This window comes from Pseudomonas sp. R4-84, assembly GCF_054130985.1.
The window spans coordinates 5452622-5471567 of record NZ_CP096390.1 but is presented as its reverse complement, the minus strand read 5'-3'; the positions used below and the strand labels follow the sequence as shown (position 1 = coordinate 5471567).

The window sequence follows — 18946 nt, the reverse complement described above, 5'->3', positions numbered from 1 at the left end:
CTCCAAGCTGATAGCTCACAGCTAACAGTTACAAGCTCGAAATTGGGTCTGTAGCTCAGTTGGTTAGAGCGCACCCCTGATAAGGGTGAGGTCGGCAGTTCGAATCTGCCCAGACCCACCAATTTTGTTATGGGGCCATAGCTCAGCTGGGAGAGCGCCTGCCTTGCACGCAGGAGGTCAGCGGTTCGATCCCGCTTGGCTCCACCATAAACTGCTTCTGAAAGCTTAGAAATGAGCGTTCCATCCGCTGGATGATGAATGTTGATTTCTAGTCTTTTGATTAGATCGTTCTTTAAAAATTTGGGTATGTGATAGAAAGATAGACTGAACGTTACTTTCACTGGTAACGGATCAGGCTAAGGTAAAATTTGTGAGTGGCTCTTAGAGCCAGATCGAATTTTCGGCGAATGTCGTCTTCACAGTATAACCAGATTGCTTGGGGTTATATGGTCAAGTGAAGAAGCGCATACGGTGGATGCCTTGGCAGTCAGAGGCGATGAAAGACGTGGTAGCCTGCGAAAAGCTTCGGGGAGTCGGCAAACAGACTGTGATCCGGAGATGTCTGAATGGGGGAACCCAGCCATCATAAGATGGTTATCTTGTACTGAATACATAGGTGCAAGAAGCGAACCAGGGGAACTGAAACATCTAAGTACCCTGAGGAAAAGAAATCAACCGAGATTCCCTTAGTAGTGGCGAGCGAACGGGGACTAGCCCTTAAGCTTCTTTGATTTTAGCGGAACGCTCTGGAAAGTGCGGCCATAGTGGGTGATAGCCCTGTACGCGAAAGGATCTTAGAAGTAAAATCGAGTAGGACGGAGCACGAGAAACTTTGTCTGAATATGGGGGGACCATCCTCCAAGGCTAAATACTACTGACTGACCGATAGTGAACTAGTACCGTGAGGGAAAGGCGAAAAGAACCCCGGAGAGGGGAGTGAAATAGATCCTGAAACCGTATGCGTACAAGCAGTGGGAGCCCACTTTGTTGGGTGACTGCGTACCTTTTGTATAATGGGTCAGCGACTTATTTTCAGTGGCGAGCTTAACCGAATAGGGGAGGCGTAGCGAAAGCGAGTCTTAATAGGGCGTCTAGTCGCTGGGAATAGACCCGAAACCGGGCGATCTATCCATGGGCAGGTTGAAGGTTAGGTAACACTGACTGGAGGACCGAACCGACTACCGTTGAAAAGTTAGCGGATGACCTGTGGATCGGAGTGAAAGGCTAATCAAGCTCGGAGATAGCTGGTTCTCCTCGAAAGCTATTTAGGTAGCGCCTCATGTATCACTGTAGGGGGTAGAGCACTGTTTCGGCTAGGGGGTCATCCCGACTTACCAAACCGATGCAAACTCCGAATACCTACAAGTGCCGAGCATGGGAGACACACGGCGGGTGCTAACGTCCGTCGTGAAAAGGGAAACAACCCAGACCGTCAGCTAAGGTCCCAAAGTTATGGTTAAGTGGGAAACGATGTGGGAAGGCTTAGACAGCTAGGAGGTTGGCTTAGAAGCAGCCACCCTTTAAAGAAAGCGTAATAGCTCACTAGTCGAGTCGGCCTGCGCGGAAGATGTAACGGGGCTCAAACCATACACCGAAGCTACGGGTATCACGTAAGTGATGCGGTAGAGGAGCGTTCTGTAAGCCTGTGAAGGTGAGTTGAGAAGCTTGCTGGAGGTATCAGAAGTGCGAATGCTGACATGAGTAACGACAATGGGTGTGAAAAACACCCACGCCGAAAGACCAAGGTTTCCTGCGCAACGTTAATCGACGCAGGGTTAGTCGGTCCCTAAGGCGAGGCTGAAAAGCGTAGTCGATGGAAAACAGGTTAATATTCCTGTACTTCTGGTTATTGCGATGGAGGGACGGAGAAGGCTAGGCCAGCTTGGCGTTGGTTGTCCAAGTTTAAGGTGGTAGGCTGAGATCTTAGGTAAATCCGGGATCTCAAGGCCGAGAGCTGATGACGAGTTACCCTTTGGGTGACGAAGTGGTTGATGCCATGCTTCCAAGAAAAGCTTCTAAGCTTCAGGTAACCAGGAACCGTACCCCAAACCGACACAGGTGGTTGGGTAGAGAATACCAAGGCGCTTGAGAGAACTCGGGTGAAGGAACTAGGCAAAATGGCACCGTAACTTCGGGAGAAGGTGCGCCGGTGAGGGTGAAGCACTTGCTGCGTAAGCCCACGCCGGTCGAAGATACCAGGCCGCTGCGACTGTTTATTAAAAACACAGCACTCTGCAAACACGAAAGTGGACGTATAGGGTGTGACGCCTGCCCGGTGCCGGAAGGTTAATTGATGGGGTTAGCTAACGCGAAGCTCTTGATCGAAGCCCCGGTAAACGGCGGCCGTAACTATAACGGTCCTAAGGTAGCGAAATTCCTTGTCGGGTAAGTTCCGACCTGCACGAATGGCGTAACGATGGCGGCGCTGTCTCCACCCGAGACTCAGTGAAATTGAAATCGCTGTGAAGATGCAGTGTATCCGCGGCTAGACGGAAAGACCCCGTGAACCTTTACTATAGCTTTGCACTGGACTTTGAATTTGCTTGTGTAGGATAGGTGGGAGGCTTTGAAGCGTGGACGCCAGTCTGCGTGGAGCCATCCTTGAAATACCACCCTGGCAACTTTGAGGTTCTAACTCAGGTCCGTTATCCGGATCGAGGACAGTGTATGGTGGGTAGTTTGACTGGGGCGGTCTCCTCCTAAAGAGTAACGGAGGAGTACGAAGGTGCGCTCAGACCGGTCGGAAATCGGTCGTAGAGTATAAAGGCAAAAGCGCGCTTGACTGCGAGACAGACACGTCGAGCAGGTACGAAAGTAGGTCTTAGTGATCCGGTGGTTCTGTATGGAAGGGCCATCGCTCAACGGATAAAAGGTACTCCGGGGATAACAGGCTGATACCGCCCAAGAGTTCATATCGACGGCGGTGTTTGGCACCTCGATGTCGGCTCATCACATCCTGGGGCTGAAGCCGGTCCCAAGGGTATGGCTGTTCGCCATTTAAAGTGGTACGCGAGCTGGGTTTAGAACGTCGTGAGACAGTTCGGTCCCTATCTGCCGTGGACGTTTGAGATTTGAGAGGGGCTGCTCCTAGTACGAGAGGACCGGAGTGGACGAACCTCTGGTGTTCCGGTTGTCACGCCAGTGGCATTGCCGGGTAGCTATGTTCGGAAAAGATAACCGCTGAAAGCATCTAAGCGGGAAACTTGCCTCAAGATGAGATCTCACTGGAGCCTTGAGCTCCCTGAAGGGCCGTCGAAGACTACGACGTTGATAGGCAGGGTGTGTAAGCGCTGTGAGGCGTTGAGCTAACCTGTACTAATTGCCCGTGAGGCTTGACCATATAACACCCAAGCAATTTGTAGACTCGAAAGAGGCCAGATTGCGGTGTTGTGAAGACGAAACGAACCGAAAGTTCGAGATACTCACAAAGCAACACGCTATCACATACCCATTCGCTGGAACGTGACCGCAAGGCACGCGCTGGCTACCGAATTTCTTGACGACCATAGAGCATTGGAACCACCTGATCCCATCCCGAACTCAGAAGTGAAACGATGCATCGCCGATGGTAGTGTGGGGTTTCCCCATGTGAGAGTAGGTCATCGTCAAGATTAAATTCCGAAACCCCTATCTGCTGATGCAGGTAGGGGTTTTGTTTTAGTAGAAGTCTTCGATTTTAACCGACACGTTGTTCCTGAACGGGTTGGTCACAGAATTTCTTGACGACCATAGAGCATTGGAACCACCTGATCCCATCCCGAACTCAGCAGTGAAACGATGCATCGCCGATGGTAGTGTGGGGTTTCCCCATGTGAGAGTAGGTCATCGTCAAGATTGAATTCCCAAAACCCCTGTCTGCACCGCAGACGGGGGTTTTGTCGTTTCAGAGCCGGTAATCGGATCATCTCCCTAATTGCTGTCGCGCCCCGGCAAACCCCCAGTCCATTGCTATGCTTGGGTTGTTGGGCGTTTGCAACGAGAGCCCGCGATGTGACTGGTCATGGGGATTCGAATAATGAAAAACCCTTATGCTCCCGGCTTCTGGTGCGCTATTGCGGCGTTGGTACTGCTTTCGGCCACCTATTTCTATGGCGTCATGCTGACTCATCAGCTCGATAAAGCGCTGATTTTCCTTGATAGCGCGTCCGCACTGATCGGTGTCATATCCATCGCAGTTGTCGCCTGGGCCTCGATGCAAGGCCAGCGCATCAAGAAAAAACAGCTCGAGCAAGGCAAGACCCTGGTGTTGATATGGGACACCAAGGTCGCGCTGCGTCGGGTCGAGACGGTGTTTGATCGCTATTTCTGGGGCAGCTATTGGCAACCAGGTCGCACGTTCCAAGAGGTCATGGGAGAGCTCACGGGTACACCATTGGAAAAAAGTCTCGAAGCCTTGAAAATCCAATGCGCGGCCTTGGACGAGCAGGTCGCGCAAGATGATTGGCACTGGCTCAACAACGCTCGTGAACTGTGCGATGTCGCCAATGCCATGGCTAGGGAACGTTACCAGTTGGATTTCTGTGATGGGCGTGCCGACTCGTCGAGTACGGCGGTGATCAATCGTGATTTCGAAGTACTGGTATACACCTGGACGGCACGGCTCAAGACATTTGATCACCAACTGGACGAGATCGAAGTCCAATATTCGTAGACCATTTCTCAAGAACACGCTTTTTCCCCTTTAAACATTGGGCTTGCTGGCGTGCCTGGTGCTAATCTCCTCCACCACTTTTGCCGCGTCGAGCCACAGCCCTTTGCGGGTCAAGGAAGACGGCGACTTTTTCAACCATGGAATACGATCGGGTCTCTCATGAATAAATCAGCAAGCGTACTTCTCGGAATCGTTGTGGTTATCGGCGCTATCAGTGCGGGCGGCGCCTGGTATACCGGGACGAAGCTTGAAGGAGTCTTGAATACAGCCATTGCCGACAGCAACAAGCAATTGCAAACGGCTTTGGCCGGGTCCAACGGTACCGCTTCGATCGAGCTGGTTTCCTTGGATCGTGGAACATTCAGCAGCACTGCGCATTACCGCCTCAAAGGTGAAGGCGAAATGTTTGGTGGCGAATCCGTTGAATTGCTGTTCGTTGATAACATCGAACACGGCCCGCTACCGGTTTCCCGGCTGATGACGCTCAAATGGTTGCCGGTCATGGCTACCAGCCACACCGAACTTGAGCGGACTCCGCTGACTGAAAAATGGTTTGTTGCCGCCAAGGATAAATCGCCGCTCAAAGGCGTTTTCAACCTCGGCTACGATCAGTCCACAAACGGTACATTCGAACTGCTCCCACTGGATACCAAGCTGGACGAACAATCCCAGCTCATCTTTTCCGGCCTGAAAATCGACGTGGCAGCCAGCGCCCAAGCAGAGAAGATCAAGGCCGACGGTTATATGGACAGTTTCAAACTGACCACCGTCGCCGAAGATCAAACACCTGTGCAAATCGAGCTCAGCGGTCTGACATTGGCCAGCAACCTGACCAAGAGCACCTACGGCTACTACATGGGTGATAACACCCTGCTGCTGAGTAACAGCAAGACCAGTTTCGGCGAACAGAAATCAGTGCTGGGCCTGAAGAATTTCGAAATGAAGAACAACAGCTCCGAAAAGGGTACCAGCGCTTCGGGGCGTGCCGACTACAAGATCGGTGAGTTGTCTTTCAACGATAAGGTCATTGGTTCGGCGCAGATGGCGGTAAGCCTGAAGAACCTGGATATTCCCGCAACCATGTCGCTGATGCAGGTCTACCAGGCCAAACTGCAGCCATACGAAAAAGCCGCTGCCGAGGCCGCTGAAGCGGGCGAGCCAGCGCCAGAGCTGAACTTGACCGAGGCCGAAGAGGCGCAGGTCAAGGCCGATCTGGAGAAACTCCTGGCGGGCGCCCCACAAGTGGCCCTGGAGAACCTCTCGTTTAATACGGCTAACGGTGAAAGCCGCGCGAGCCTGGTCGTAGACCTGGCCAAGCCACAATCGATGGATCTGCCGCCGGATGAACTAGGCCGTCAATTGCTCGCCCTGCTGGATTTCAAAGTGAAGGTGTCCAAGCCGATGCTTGTGGACCTGCTGACCGTGCAGGCGCAGATGGAAGGCCAGACAGACGCCAAACTGATCGCCGACCAGGCCACTGCCACCAGCGATATGTTCAGCGCCATGGCTGTGGGTACGGAGCTGGCGAAGCTGGAAGGCAACGACGTGGTCACCAACTTGCACTACGCCAACAATCAAGTGGATTTCAACGGACAGAAAATGACCGTTGAACAATTCTCGGCATTTGTGATGAGTAAGTTGGGCGGCGGCGTCGCCGTTCAGTAATACCTCTAAAAGCTCCCCCCCAAAAAACCGGCCCGTGCCCTGCGCACGAGCCGGTTTTTTTTTCTCTTTGAAAACTTCGGCGCTGAAATCTGCATGGATTCTGAAGAATTATGGCGTTCCGAAAAATCACCCTTCGCGCGATGCCAGACTTAGCCCGTTAGAGCTTGGCTGGGTTCCTTTGACCCGGCCTCCTGTTTGATGGGCAAGGGGGCACTGCGACCCGGCTGGCCATGTAAGGATGCTGACGAATGCCGCGTACTGTGGGTCCCTTTATTCGATTCGGTTTGCGCCCGTTGTTTCGCGTCGCGCTGTGCAGCCAGTTGTGCTTGCCGCTGGCGGCGTTTGCCGATGCCGCCTATGACCAAATGGTGCTTGATGCCCGTTCGGGCGATTACACGCCCGCACTGGCCGTGTTGCGCCAAGTTCCGGCGGGGCAGGCCAGTACCGCGCAAATCAGCGATCACTTGCAGATCGCCAGCTGGGCTGGTCTCGATGCCGAGGTGGTGAAGGTCTACGAAACCCAAGGCCGTTACCGCGACTTACCGGTCCAGGCGCTGACCGCAGCGGCCCGCTCCTATCGCAACCTCCAGCGTTGGGATCCGGCGATTGAGCTGTATCGTCGAGCCCTGGCCATCGAACCACGAAATGCGGACCTGCAACTGGGCCTGGCCCTGACCCAGGCCGACGCCGGCAAACCCGACGAAGCCGTCAGCCGTGCCAAGGTTTTGGTTGCCGCCAAGCCCGAAGATCCGATGCGCCGGTTGGCGTTGGGCTATGCACTGACGCGCGCTGACAATCCCCACGAAGCCCTGTTCCAATACGATCAAGCCTTCATCCGTGCCGGTAGCAACAAGGCTGAAGTCGCGCGCGAATACATTCATGCGCTGCAGCGTGCCAGGTTGCCTGAACCGGCGTTGCGCCTGGCCCGTCTTCAGCCTGGGCTGATCGACCGCGGCGTGCAGCGCCGGCTTGAAGGCGATGTGGCGGCTGAACGGGTGCGTCTGGCGGATATGGCCAGCCGCAGCGAAAAGGAGCGCTTTGTCATCGCTGACCGCGCGTTGGCCGATTACGACAAACTGCTCGCCACCTGGACGCCAGTGGCCGAGGCCCATGAGGACGTGCTGCGGTGGCGAATCGACCGCATGGGAGCCCTCAACGCCCGCGCTCGCCGGGCAGAGGTGATCGCCGAATACCAGAAGCTGGTCGCTGAAGGTATCAGCATTCCGACTTATGCCTTGCGCTGGGTGGCCTCTTCTTATCTTGAGCAACGTGAGCCGGAAATAGCCGTCGAGCTGTACCGCCGTGTACTGACCGCGCCGGATGCCGACCCTGCGGACCGTTTCGAAGACAGCACCGCGCTCTACTACGCCTTGCTGGAAAGCGAAAAGTCCGAAGAGGCCCGCGCGCTGGCCGAAGATCTGGCTAAATCACAGCCGTCTCGGGTGGAGCTCAAGGGATTGCCAATCGGTAACCCCAACGACGAGTGGATGGATGCGCAGATGCTTGCCGCTCAAGCAGGCACTTATGGCGCTGACCTGCCCTCCGCCGAAACGCGTCTGGAAAGTCTCATCTACCAAGCCCCTGGCCACATCGGCCTGCGCCTGGCCCAGGCCGACCTGTATCAAGCCCGTGACTGGCCGCGGCGTTCAGAAAGCCTGCTCAAGGAAATCGAGACCACGACACCGCGCAATCGCGACCTGGAAGTCGCCCAGGCTCGCGCGGCGATGGACCTGCAGGAATGGCGGCAGATGGACGCGCTTACCGACGACGTGGTCGCCCGTTATCCGGAGAATGCCCACGTCAAACGCCTGCAACGTCAGCGTGACGTTCATGACATGGCTGAATTGCGCATCGAAGCCTACACCGGCAAAAGCTACGGCGGTGGCAACGGCGATGCCGGCGCGGTGACGGGTAGCCGGGACTTTGGTATCGAAACGTTGCTCTACAGCCCGCCCATTGACGAAGACTGGCGGCTATTCGGCGGTGCCGGCTACGCCACTGGCGACTTTGAGGAAGGCACCGGCCATCATCGTTGGCAGCGCTTGGGCGTGGAGCGGCGTACCCGCGACATGACTCTGGAAGCGGAAGTCTCCAACCACTCGTACGGCTCCGGTGACAAACAAGGCGCGCGCGTGGCCGTGGCCCGGGACATCAACGATCACTGGCAGTACGGCGGCAGCCTGGATTACCTCTCGGCCGAGACACCATTGCGAGCTCTCAACAGCGGTATTCGCGCCAATGGCGGGAGCGGTTTCGTCCGCTGGCGCGCCAATGAAAGCCGCGAATGGCGGCTGGCTGTGAGCCCGTCCCATTTCAGCGACGGCAACAATCGCCTGGAGACCCTGCTGACCGGCCGCGAGGGCATCTACAGCGCCCCACGCCTGCAGGTGGAGCTGGGACTGGAAGTGGGCGCCAGCCGCAACAGCGGTTCCGAAGAAGTGCCGTACTTCAATCCGAAGTCGGACTTCAGCGTCATGCCGACCGTGAGCGCCAATCACGTGCTGTACCGCCGTTACGAAACCACTTGGAGCCAGCAATTCCAAGTCGGCGCCGGCACCTACAGCCAGCGCGACTACAACACCGGTGCCATGGGGTTGCTCGGCTACGGCCAACGCTTGCTCTGGAACGATGTGCTCGAAGCCGGGGCCGCGCTGAGCTGGCTCAACCGCCCTTACGACGGCGATCGTGAAAGCGATCTGCGCCTGCTTGTCGACCTCACCTACCGCTTCTAGAAGAGTTTGAAAATGCCCGTCATTTCGCGATTCATCCTTCTGCTGGGAGTCTTGCTGATCAGCGCTTGTGCCCAGCAAGCCCCGGCGTTCGCGCCACCTTCGCAACGGCCGGTCGCGGCGAACGATGCCCCGTGGCCGAAAAACCATGTGCTGGGTATTGCCTACCATGATGTCGAAGACCGCGACCCCGACCAGGGCCTGGTAGCCGTGCGCACTGAGCGCCTGATTGAACAGCTGGCCTGGCTGCGTGAAAACAATTACCAGGCGGTCACGGTCGACCAGATCATCGCTGCCCGCAACGGCGGACCGCAACTGCCGCCGCGTGCGGTGTTGCTGAGTTTCGACGATGGCTACTCAAGCTTCTATACGCGCGTCATGCCGATCTTGCGAGCCTACAACTGGCCGGCAATCCTGGCCCCGGTCGGCAGTTGGGTCGACACGCCGATGAACCAGAATGTGGATTTCGCCGGTGTGCCGCGCAAGCGCTCCGAGTTCCTCACGTGGGAGCAGATTCGCGAGATTTCGAAATCGGGCCTGGTGGAAATCGCGGCCCACACCGACGCCAACCACAAAGGCGTGCTCGCCAATCCCCAAGGAAACCAACAGCCGGCGGCAACTACCCGGCTCTATGATGCCGTGACCGGTCGCTATGAGAGCGAGGCCGATTTCCAGGCGCGTATGCGCAAAGACGTGGCGGCTATTTCAGACAAGATCCGCAAGGTGGTCGGCTACAGCCCGCGTGTCTGGGTGTGGCCTTACGGCGAGGCCGACGGCACCGCATTGCAAGTGATCGGCAGCCAGGGTTACCAGATGGCCCTGACCCTGGAAGATGGCCTCGACAGCCTCGATAACCTGATGAGCGGACCGCGCTTCCTGGTCGCATCCGATCCGGATGGTGCTCACTTCGCCGAAAGTATCGCTTCAGTGCAGACGATCGACCCGATGCGGGTGGTCCACGTCGACCTGGATTACGTCTACGATTCTGACCCCGTGCAGCAGGAGGCCAACGTCGGCAAACTGGTCCAGCGCATCTATGACCTGGGCGCCAACACGGTGTTCTTGCAAGCCTTCGCCGATCCAAAAGGCGATGGCCTGGTCCACTCGCTGTACTTTCCTAACCGCCACCTGCCGGTGCGCGCCGATCTGTTCGACCGCGTTGCATGGCAATTGCGCACCCGGGCCAACGTCAAGGTCTATGCCTGGATGCCGGTACTCAGTTTTGCCCTAGATTCGAAGTTGCCGCGCGTGCAGCGCTGGGATCCGGAGACCAGCAAGACGGGCGTCGCCCCAGACCAATATGTACGCCTGTCGCCGTTCGACCCGAACGTGCGGAAGATCATCGGCGAGATCTACGAGGACATGGCGCGGATGAGCTCGGTGGACGGCGTTCTTTATCATGACGATGCCGTATTCTCCGACTTCGAGGACGCCGGTCCCGCCGCGATGAAAGTGTACGCCGCCCATGGCTTGCCGCAATCGATTGCTGCCCTGCGCGATGACCCTGCCGCCATGCAGCGTTGGACTCGCTTCAAGAGCCGCTACCTGATCGACTTCACCGCCGAGCTCACCGCCAAGGTCCGGGCGATACGTGGGCCGCAGGTGCGCACGGCGCGCAACATCTTTGCCGAACCGATGCTCAACCCGGAAAGCGAAGCCTGGTTCGCCCAGAACCTTGACGATTTCCTCGCCGCCTACGACTGGACGGCGCCGATGGCCATGCCCCTGATGGAAAAACAGACCCGCGAACAGTCGGGGCCCTGGCTGGAGCGATTGGTGGAAACCATCAAGGCTCGCCCCGGTGCACTCAAGCGCACGGTGTTCGAACTGCAAGCCCGTGATTGGCACAGCAAGCCAGTGGCAGACATCGAGGGCGAACAACTGGCCGACTGGATGGGGCGCCTCAAGCGCCAGGGCGTGACCAGTTTCGGCTACTACCCGGACAATTTCATCGAAGACCAGCCCGCCGTGAAAGCCGTGCGGCCGGCGCTCTCCAACAAGTGGAATCCTTGACATGCTTGACAGACTGCTCGCCGTCCTGGTGCTGGCGATCGTCCTTGGGGTGCCCCTGGGCCTGATCTTCCTGGTTACCGGGCAATTCCTGATGGACTTCGTGTTCTTCTACCCGCTGTTCATGTCCGGCCTGTGGATCGCTGGCGGCCTGTATTTCTGGCTGCACTGGGAGCGTCACTGGCCGTGGAAGGACGACACGTTGCCGCCGCCCCTGGCCGGCGAGCCGCTGATCAGCATCCTGGTCCCGTGCTTCAACGAAGGCGACAACGTTGCCGACACGATTCACGCAGCGCTGGGCCAGCATTATCCGAACATTGAAGTCATCGCCATCAACGACGGCTCCAAGGACAACACCGCCGAGGTGCTCGATCGACTGGCCGTCGAAGACCCGCGCTTGCGCGTGCTGCACCTGGCGGAAAACCAGGGCAAGGCCGTGGCCCTGCGTATGGGCGCCATCGCCGCACGCAGTGAATACCTGGTGTGTATCGACGGCGACGCGCTGTTGGCGCCCAACACCTGCGCCTACCTGGTAGCGCCGATGCTGGACAACGCCCGCCTTGGCGCGGTGACCGGCAACCCGCGCATCCGCACCCGTTCGACGTTGGTGGGCCGGGTCCAGGTCGGCGAGTTTTCCTCGATCATCGGTTTGATCAAGCGCACCCAGCGGGTTTTCGGGCGGATCTTTACCGTGTCCGGCGTAATCGTCGCGTTCCGTCGTACCGCCCTGCACCGGGTCGGCTACTGGAGCCCGGACATGATCACCGAGGACATCGACATCAGCTGGAAGCTGCAACTGGACCACTGGAGCATTTTCTACGAGCCACGCGCCCTGTGCTGGATCCTCATGCCCGAAACCTTGCGGGGCCTGTGGCGGCAGCGGCTGCGTTGGGCCCAGGGTGGCGCCGAGGTGCTGTTCAAGAACATCCGCGGCATCTGGCAATACCGTCACCGCTACCTGTGGCCGCTGCTGTTCGAATACTGCCTGTCCACCGGTTGGGCGTTCACCTTCCTGCTGTCAGTAATCTTCTGGGGAGCCGGTAAATTCGTCGAGATGCCAGCCGCCATCGCCGTGGACCACTTGATGCCGCCGGCTTTCACCGGCCTGTTGCTGGCGGTGGTGTGCCTGATGCAATTCGCGGTGAGCATTCTGATCGACCGTCGCTACGAAAAGGGCCTGTGGCACATCATGTTCTGGGTAGTCTGGTACCCCCTGGTGTTCTGGCTGATCAGTTTGTTCACCACGCTGGTGAGTTTCCCCAAGGTGCTGTTCGGACAGCATCAGAAACGCGCGCGATGGATCAGCCCGGATCGCGGGATCAAACCGTTCGATGACGAAGAAGAGGAAGTGATCCGATGAAAATTATCAGGACCCGCCAGCGGCCTTTTCTGGTGATCATCGACGTGCTCTTTACGGTACTGGCGTGGGTTGGACTGTTGTACCTGCTGGTGAACGGTCTGTGGCCGCTGTTTGACAGCCACGCGGGCCCGCGTCTGGGCGGTTCATTGTTCGACACCCTGGGGACGTTGCAGATCTACGGCTGGATCGCGTTGGTCAACGCAATCATCCTGATCAGCTGGGCGCGCTATCAACAGCGCAAGAGCCGTAGCTTCGCCCAGCGTAGGCTGCCAAGGCCCGCAGTGGACGACCAGGGGCTGAGTGCCAGTTTCAAATTGACTGGCGAACGTCTGGAAACGCTGCGCCAGCCAGGTTCGAAGATCATCCATAACAATCAGGACGGCGATATCAGCCACGTCGTGCCGCATTTCCACTTGTTGGGCCCGGACTTGCAACCGCCGCCCCTGGCGCCGCTGGAGCGACCGCAGATCATTCATCTGCCGGCGGATCATTCGGCGTAAGCGCAGCGGTGCTGCTTCATTGTGGGAGCAAGCTCGCTCCCACAGGCTTTGTGGCGTCTGCAAAGACAAGCTACATCGAAAAATCCCGGACCAGCCGCCAAGCTTCATCCACAGGCAGCGGTTGTTTCATGCGCTGGGCCAGTGCCGCCATCGCCCGGCCTTCATCGCAGGCGACGACCGCCACGACCAGGCCGTCCTTGCCGAGCAGCGCGATAAAGGGCGGATGCTCGGGCGTGCCCTTGAATTGCACTTCGTCCCATTCCTCGGCATGGCCCAGATAGTCGTAGCGCTTGCCGAAGTGATAGGTCCAGAAGAACGGCACGTCCAGGTAATGTTCTTCACCACCGAGCATGTTCGTCGCGGCGATGCGGGCCTGTTGCTGGGCCAGCCGCCAATGTTCGATGCGCTGGGGCTGGCCGTTGAGGGGGAAGGTCGCAATATCACCCACGGCCCAGACGCCGTCGGCCACGCGCATGCCGTCGTCGACAATCAACGATTGGTCTTTCTCCCGTGGCAGGTTGGCGAACGGCTCCGTGGCCGGGCGCACGCCGACGCCGACGATGACCAGGTCCGCCTCAAAGCGTTGGCCGTTATCCAGCACCACGGCGTGTACTTTGCCCGTACCCTCGATCCGCGCTGCTTCGCCGTCGGTGTGATACACCACGCCATTGGCCCGGTGCCGAGCCAGGATCGCCTTGCCGATACTGTCGCCGAACTGCGCCGCGAACGGCACTGGGTGACGAGCCAGGACGGTGACGCTGAGTTCGCGTTTGCGCAGGGAGGAGGCGACCTCCATGGCAATGAAACTGTCGCCGATGATCACGGCTCGTTGCCCCGGCTGCGCATGTTCGAGAATCCGCCGTGTATCGGCCAAGGAGCGCAGCATCAGGACTTGCGGCAAGTCGATACCGGGCAGATTCAGCGTCTTGGGTTCGCCGCCAGTGGCAATCAACAGGGCGTCGTAAGCCAGTGATTGACCGTCGGCGAGGCGGATCCGACGCGCATTGACATCAAGGCCGGTCACTTGGCCATGGCGCCGTTCGATGCGTTGTTGGCTGAAATAAGTTTCATCGCGCAGAGGCGGAGTTTCGTCCGCAGCCATGTCGCCAGCCAGTACATATTTGCTCAACACCGTCCGGTCGTAGCCGGCCTCGGCCTCGCGGTCGATCAGCTGGATCTGGCCGCCGAAACCCTTCTCGCGCAACGCCGCCGCGCATGCCGTGCCCGCCGCGCCGGCGCCGACGATGACAAACGTGCGCGGGTCATCGGCGGGGGGGACTTTTTCGGCCGGCAGTGGTTGGTCATCGACCCAGACTTCTTCGCCTCGCACCTCGACGTGGTAACGCTCCAGGCTGTCGAGGGCCGGCGGCTCGCACAGGGCGCCGTCTTCAGCGCGAAACGCGGCTTTGTGCCAGGGGCAGATCAGCCTTCCGTGGCATACGGCGCCCTTGGCCAAAGGCGCCCCGGCGTGCGGGCACTTGCCTTGGAACGCCCGCACTTGCCCTCCAGCCCGTAACAGCAGGATGGGCGCGTCGTTGAGGGTGACTTCGAGGCCGCGATCTTCTCGCACATCAGCGAGGCGGGCGACTTGATGCATGGGCATGGTCGTTCTCCGGCAGGCGTTTCCCGTTGGAGTCGAGGGATTGGAACGAGGTTCAGCGTAATTGTCACTGCAACCGGGGCGGCGCTGCGGCTATAGTTCGCAGGCCGTCGTTGGCCTGAACCGCATTCAAGGTGCCCGGTATGACCCGATTGACTTCCTTTTCCTCCTGGCTCGCGGCCGTCACCCTCGTGCTGTGCGCACAGGGAGTCCAGGCAGAAGAGCGTTTTACCCTGAGCATTCCCGGCGTGTCGGACGACCGCCTCTTCACCGCAGCGGCCGCCAGCGACGCCAACCAATGTGGCGGCAAGAATATCTCCCCGGCCCTGAGCTGGAATGCCGGCCCGCCTGGCACCCTCAGCTACGCCATCGTCATGCTCGACCCCGACGGCCAGCGTGGACAAGGCGTAGATCATTGGGTCCATTATGGAATCAAGGCCAGCACCCGACAGATTCCGACAGGCGCGGGCACCAAATCCACGCTTGAGGGCATGAGCGGCATCAACAGCAAAAACACCCACGGCTACATCGGACCGTGCCCGCCCGTGGGTGACAGCGCCCACCATTACCTGATCCAGATTTTCGCCCTGGACCTGCCGCCCGACGCCCTGCCTGCCGGCCTCACACGGGCCCAATTGATGGAAAAACTCAAGGGCCACGTCCTGCGCAACAGCAGCGTGGTGCGCCGCTATCACCGTTGACCGGGCCTCGGCTCCGGGCGAGCAACCATGCACCCGCGGGGTTGCCCGGCAGCCCCAATCGTCACGTAAGTTGGCATCGCGCGCTAAAAACGAGCACTATCGAGCCCCTGTTCATTCATGCCGGAGGATGGCGATGACGCAGAAAACCGACGGCATCGCCCGCCTCAAGAATTGCCCCACCAAGGGCGACGAAATACGCCGGGCCATCGCCCAGAGCCGCAAGGATTTCTTGCCAGCTGACGAGGCCGCGGACGCCGAGCCAGGCCAATCGTCGGTGCAGCCCGCGGACAAGGGGCCCGCTGCCTGAACCGTCGCCTTCTTCCAATTCTTTTTCAAACTTGCCTATGACTGCCACCACTCATTTGCCAGACGCCCGGTTCAACCGATCCGACTACAGGACCCTGGGCCTCGCCGCCCTTGGCGGTGCGCTGGAAATCTACGATTTCATCATTTTTGTCTTCTTCGCCCTGACCCTCAGCCAGCTGTTTTTCCCACCGGAAATGCCCGAGTGGCTGCGCTTGCTGCAAAGCTTCGGAATCTTCGCCACCGGCTACCTGGCACGGCCGTTGGGCGGGATTCTCATGGCGCACTTTGCCGATCGCCTGGGGCGCAAGCGGGTGTTCAGCCTGAGCATTCTCATGATGGCGTTGCCCTGCCTGCTCATCGGCGTGATGCCGACGTACGCGCAAATCGGTTATTTCGCCCCGTTGCTGTTGCTGGCGTTGCGTATCCTGCAAGGCGCGGCGGTCGGCGGGGAAGTGCCCAGCGCCTGGGTCTTCGTCGCTGAACATGCGCCACTGAAACATCGAGGTTATGCCTTGGGCTTTCTCCAGGCGGGCCTGACCTTCGGCTATCTGCTTGGCGCCCTGACCGCCACGGCGCTGGCGCGGATTTATACCCCGGCGGAAATCCTTGACTACGCGTGGCGCCTGCCATTCCTGCTGGGCGGGGTATTCGGTGTGATTGGCGTCTGGCTGCGCCGCTGGCTGAGCGAAACGCCGATCTTCATGGCGCTGCAAGCCAATCGCGAAGGCGCGGCGGAATTGCCGCTGCGCACGGTCCTGCGCGACCATCGCCACGCCTTGCTGCCCGCCGCGATTCTCACCTGCGTGCTGACCTCTGCTGTGGTGGTATTTGTGGTCATCACCCCGACCGTGATGCAGAAGAGCTTCGGCCTGACCCCTGGCCACACTTTCGCCCTGAGCAGCCTCGGCATCGTTTTCCTGAACATCGGCTGCGTCCTGGCCGGCCTCATCGTCGACCGCATCGGCGCCTGGCGCACGGTGATGCTGTATAGCCTGCTGCTGCCCGTGGGCATCGCCGTGCTCTTCGCCAGCCTGATCAGCGGCAGCGCGTGGCTGGGCCTGGCCTACGCTATCGCCGGCTTGGGTTGCGGCGTAGTCGGCGCGGTGCCTTCGGTGATGGTGAGCCTGTTTCCGGCAAAAATCCGCGTATCTGGCATCTCGTTTACCTACAACATCGCCTACGCGCTGTGGGCGAGCATCACGCCGTTGGTGCTGATTGCTTTGGTGCCGTGGAGTCCTTGGGTGTGCGTGGGGTACTGCGTAGTGATGGGCGCGCTGGGCGTCGGCGCGGCGGCTTATTTTCCGAAACGGCACACGAAGTCTGTCCAGCCCTCGCTGGTGTGCGAATCGTGAGTTAGCGCACGGTGTGCCGACTCAATGGTGCTCGCTTAAACCATTGCGATGGCACGGATCCGCGCCGAGTAACGTCGGTGGTGGACTGAAGGAAACCGTCGTGGCGGTAACCTGAAGGAAAATCGCAAAGGCATCAGGGGCTAAGGAGGGGCTGCGAGCAGTCAGGAAATTATTTCCAAGCGATTAACCCGAACCACGCAGGCCTTACGTCTGACCTTGTGAACGAATCATCCATCCACGAGGTTCAGCCCATGTCCCGCCCACTGTCTTTTATGCGTCCTGCCGCCCAGGGTTTTGCTGTCACCATGCTGGTGACGTTGGCCGGTTGTGGGTTGTCTTCGTCTCACGAAGCGGCCAAGTCAGCCGAGCCGGTGGCCGTGGCGCCCAGTGTTGTACCGCAAGGCGAGATCGCCGAAGCGCGCCAGTCGACGGCCAAGCGCATGCTCATGAAACCGGCACCAATGCCTGCCCCAAGCGTGGCGAACGATGCCGTCGCCGCGGGTTACCGCGCCGAGTCGCGCGAGCAGTACGAAAAGCTGCCGGACAATCCCATCCATAGCGTTGCCGAAACGCCGGTCTCGACCTTCAGCGTGGATGTCGATACCGGCAGCTATGCCAATGTGCGACGTCTGCTCAACCAAGGCAGCCTGCCGCCCGAGGGCGCCGTGCGCTTGGAGGAGATGGTCAACTACTTCTCTTACCATTACGCCTTGCCCACCGATGGTTCGCCGTTTGGCGTGACTACCGAAGTCGCGCCGTCGCCATGGACTCCTCATACCCGTCTGTTGCGCATCGGCATCAAGGCATCCGACCGCGCCGTGGCGGAGCTGGCCCCGGCCAATCTGGTGTTCCTGGTGGACGTGTCCGGTTCCATGGACCGTCGTGAAGGGCTGCCGCTGGTCAAAAGCACGTTGAAACTGCTGGTGGATCAATTGCGCGATCAGGACCGCGTATCGCTGGTGGTTTATGCCGGCGAATCCCGCGTGGTGCTCAAGCCCACTCCGGGCAGCGACAAAGTGAAGATCCGCAACGCCATCGATCAGCTGAACGCTGGCGGTTCAACCGCGGGGGCCTCGGGCATCGAACTGGCCTATCAAATGGCCCGGGAAAGCTTCATCGACAAGGGCATCAACCGCATCCTGCTGGCCACCGACGGTGACTTCAACGTCGGCATCAGTGATTTCGACAGCCTCAAGCAGATGGCGGTGGATCAGCGTAAAAGTGGCGTATCCCTGACAACGCTGGGCTTTGGTGTGGATAACTACAACGAACACCTGATGGAGCAATTGGCTGACGCCGGCGATGGTAACTACGCCTACATCGATAACTTGCTCGAAGCCCGCAAGGTCCTGGTGGATCAGCTCAGTTCGACGCTTGCGGTAGTGGCGCGGGGACGTGAAGTTGCAGGTGGAGTTCAACCCGGCCCAGGTCAGCGAATATCGCTTGCTGGGTTATGAAAACCGCGCATTGAAACGTGAGGATTTCAACAATGACAAAGTCGACGCGGGCGAGATTGGCGCAGGGCACACGGTGACGGCGTTGTACGAAGTTGTTCCGAAGGGGGAGAAGGGCTGGCTGGAGCCGCTGCGTTATGGCAACGCATCGAAGTCGGATGGCAAGGCCGGCGAACTGGCCATGTTACGTGTACGCTACAAACCGGCCGAGGGCGGCAACAGTCGCTTGATCGAGCATCCAATCGCCAGCGCGCAAAGCGAAAAACAACCCAGCGATGACCTGCGCTTCGCGGCGTCCGTGGCGGCCTTCGCCCAGCAACTCAAGGGCGATGGACGCTACACAGGCGCGATGAGCCTGAAGGACACCGCACAACTGGCGCGGTCGGCCCGTGGCGATGACCCGTTCGGGTTGCGCGCCGAGTTTGTGCAGTTGGTGGAGCTTGCGCAGAGCCTTGAACCTGCGGCCAGGCGCTGATCCCGAGCGCAACGGGGATCAAAAATGTGTGGGAGCGAGCTTGCTCGCGATGGCGTCGGATCAGTTGCATGTGTATTGCCTGACATACCGCCATCGCGAGCAAGCTCGCTCCCACAGGGTTCCCTTGTTGTCTGCCAGGACTG

The 18946-nt window shown here is 59.1% G+C and carries 10 protein-coding genes, 2 tRNA genes, 3 rRNA genes and 1 pseudogene; 15 read left to right on the top strand and 1 reads right to left on the bottom strand.

Features of this window, described 5'->3' with window-relative positions:
• Window positions 1-44: 44 nt before the first annotated feature.
• From M1D68_RS24670 to pgaD, 11 genes are all read left to right on the top strand, one after another.
• Window positions 45-121 (top strand) — tRNA-Ile (locus M1D68_RS24670).
• 10 nt (window positions 122-131) lie between these two features.
• A tRNA-Ala gene (locus M1D68_RS24665) sits at window positions 132-207 on the top strand.
• Window positions 208-448: 241 nt separating this feature from the next.
• Window positions 449-3340 (top strand): 23S ribosomal RNA (locus M1D68_RS24660).
• A gap of 155 nt (window positions 3341-3495) precedes the next feature.
• A 5S ribosomal RNA gene (gene rrf, locus M1D68_RS24655) occupies window positions 3496-3611 on the top strand.
• A gap of 107 nt (window positions 3612-3718) precedes the next feature.
• Window positions 3719-3834: ribosomal RNA gene (rrf, locus tag M1D68_RS24650) — 5S ribosomal RNA — on the top strand.
• Between the two features lie 181 nt (window positions 3835-4015).
• Complete coding sequence (locus M1D68_RS24645) at window positions 4016-4651, top strand: NADH:ubiquinone oxidoreductase subunit N (protein ID WP_420767737.1); 636 nt, start codon at window positions 4016-4018, stop codon at window positions 4649-4651.
• A 159-nt stretch (window positions 4652-4810) separates the two neighbouring features.
• Window positions 4811-6316 (top strand): YdgA family protein, encoded by a 1506-nt coding sequence (locus tag M1D68_RS24640; RefSeq protein WP_420767778.1) that lies wholly within the window; start codon window positions 4811-4813, stop codon window positions 6314-6316.
• Window positions 6317-6564: 248 nt separating this feature from the next.
• Complete coding sequence (pgaA, locus tag M1D68_RS24635; RefSeq protein ID WP_457968722.1) at window positions 6565-9048, top strand: poly-beta-1,6 N-acetyl-D-glucosamine export porin PgaA; 2484 nt, start codon at window positions 6565-6567, stop codon at window positions 9046-9048.
• A gap of 12 nt (window positions 9049-9060) precedes the next feature.
• Entirely contained in the window at window positions 9061-11058 is a 1998-nt protein-coding gene (gene pgaB / locus M1D68_RS24630) for a poly-beta-1,6-N-acetyl-D-glucosamine N-deacetylase PgaB (RefSeq protein ID WP_457968720.1), read from the top strand.
• 1 nt (window position 11059) lies between these two features.
• Window positions 11060-12415 (top strand): poly-beta-1,6-N-acetyl-D-glucosamine synthase, encoded by a 1356-nt coding sequence (pgaC, locus tag M1D68_RS24625; RefSeq protein ID WP_420767740.1) that lies wholly within the window; start codon window positions 11060-11062, stop codon window positions 12413-12415.
• Entirely contained in the window at window positions 12412-12915 is a 504-nt protein-coding gene (pgaD, locus tag M1D68_RS24620; protein ID WP_420767741.1) for a poly-beta-1,6-N-acetyl-D-glucosamine biosynthesis protein PgaD, read from the top strand. The genes pgaC and pgaD overlap by 4 nt, the downstream gene beginning before the upstream one ends.
• Before the next feature lie 70 nt (window positions 12916-12985).
• Here pgaD and M1D68_RS24615 read toward each other — a convergent pair whose 3' ends face one another.
• Complete coding sequence (locus tag M1D68_RS24615; protein ID WP_457968718.1) at window positions 12986-14518, bottom strand: FAD-dependent oxidoreductase; 1533 nt, start codon at window positions 14516-14518, stop codon at window positions 12986-12988.
• A gap of 140 nt (window positions 14519-14658) precedes the next feature.
• Here M1D68_RS24615 and M1D68_RS24610 point away from each other — a divergent pair, with 140 nt between their 5' ends.
• From M1D68_RS24610 to M1D68_RS24595, 4 genes and pseudogenes are all read left to right on the top strand, one after another.
• Window positions 14659-15216, top strand: a complete 558-nt coding sequence (locus M1D68_RS24610) for a YbhB/YbcL family Raf kinase inhibitor-like protein (RefSeq protein ID WP_420767743.1) — start codon at window positions 14659-14661, stop codon at window positions 15214-15216.
• Between the two features lie 133 nt (window positions 15217-15349).
• Window positions 15350-15523 carry a hypothetical protein gene (locus tag M1D68_RS24605; protein ID WP_420767744.1) on the top strand — a complete coding sequence of 58 codons (174 nt, stop codon included), beginning with the start codon at window positions 15350-15352 and terminating at the stop codon, window positions 15521-15523.
• Between the two features lie 37 nt (window positions 15524-15560).
• Window positions 15561-16874, top strand: coding sequence for an MFS transporter (locus M1D68_RS24600; RefSeq protein WP_420767745.1), 1314 nt, complete (start codon window positions 15561-15563; stop codon window positions 16872-16874).
• A 251-nt stretch (window positions 16875-17125) separates the two neighbouring features.
• Window positions 17126-18803: pseudogene (locus M1D68_RS24595) on the top strand (vWA domain-containing protein).
• The last annotated feature ends 143 nt before the right edge of the window (window positions 18804-18946 follow it).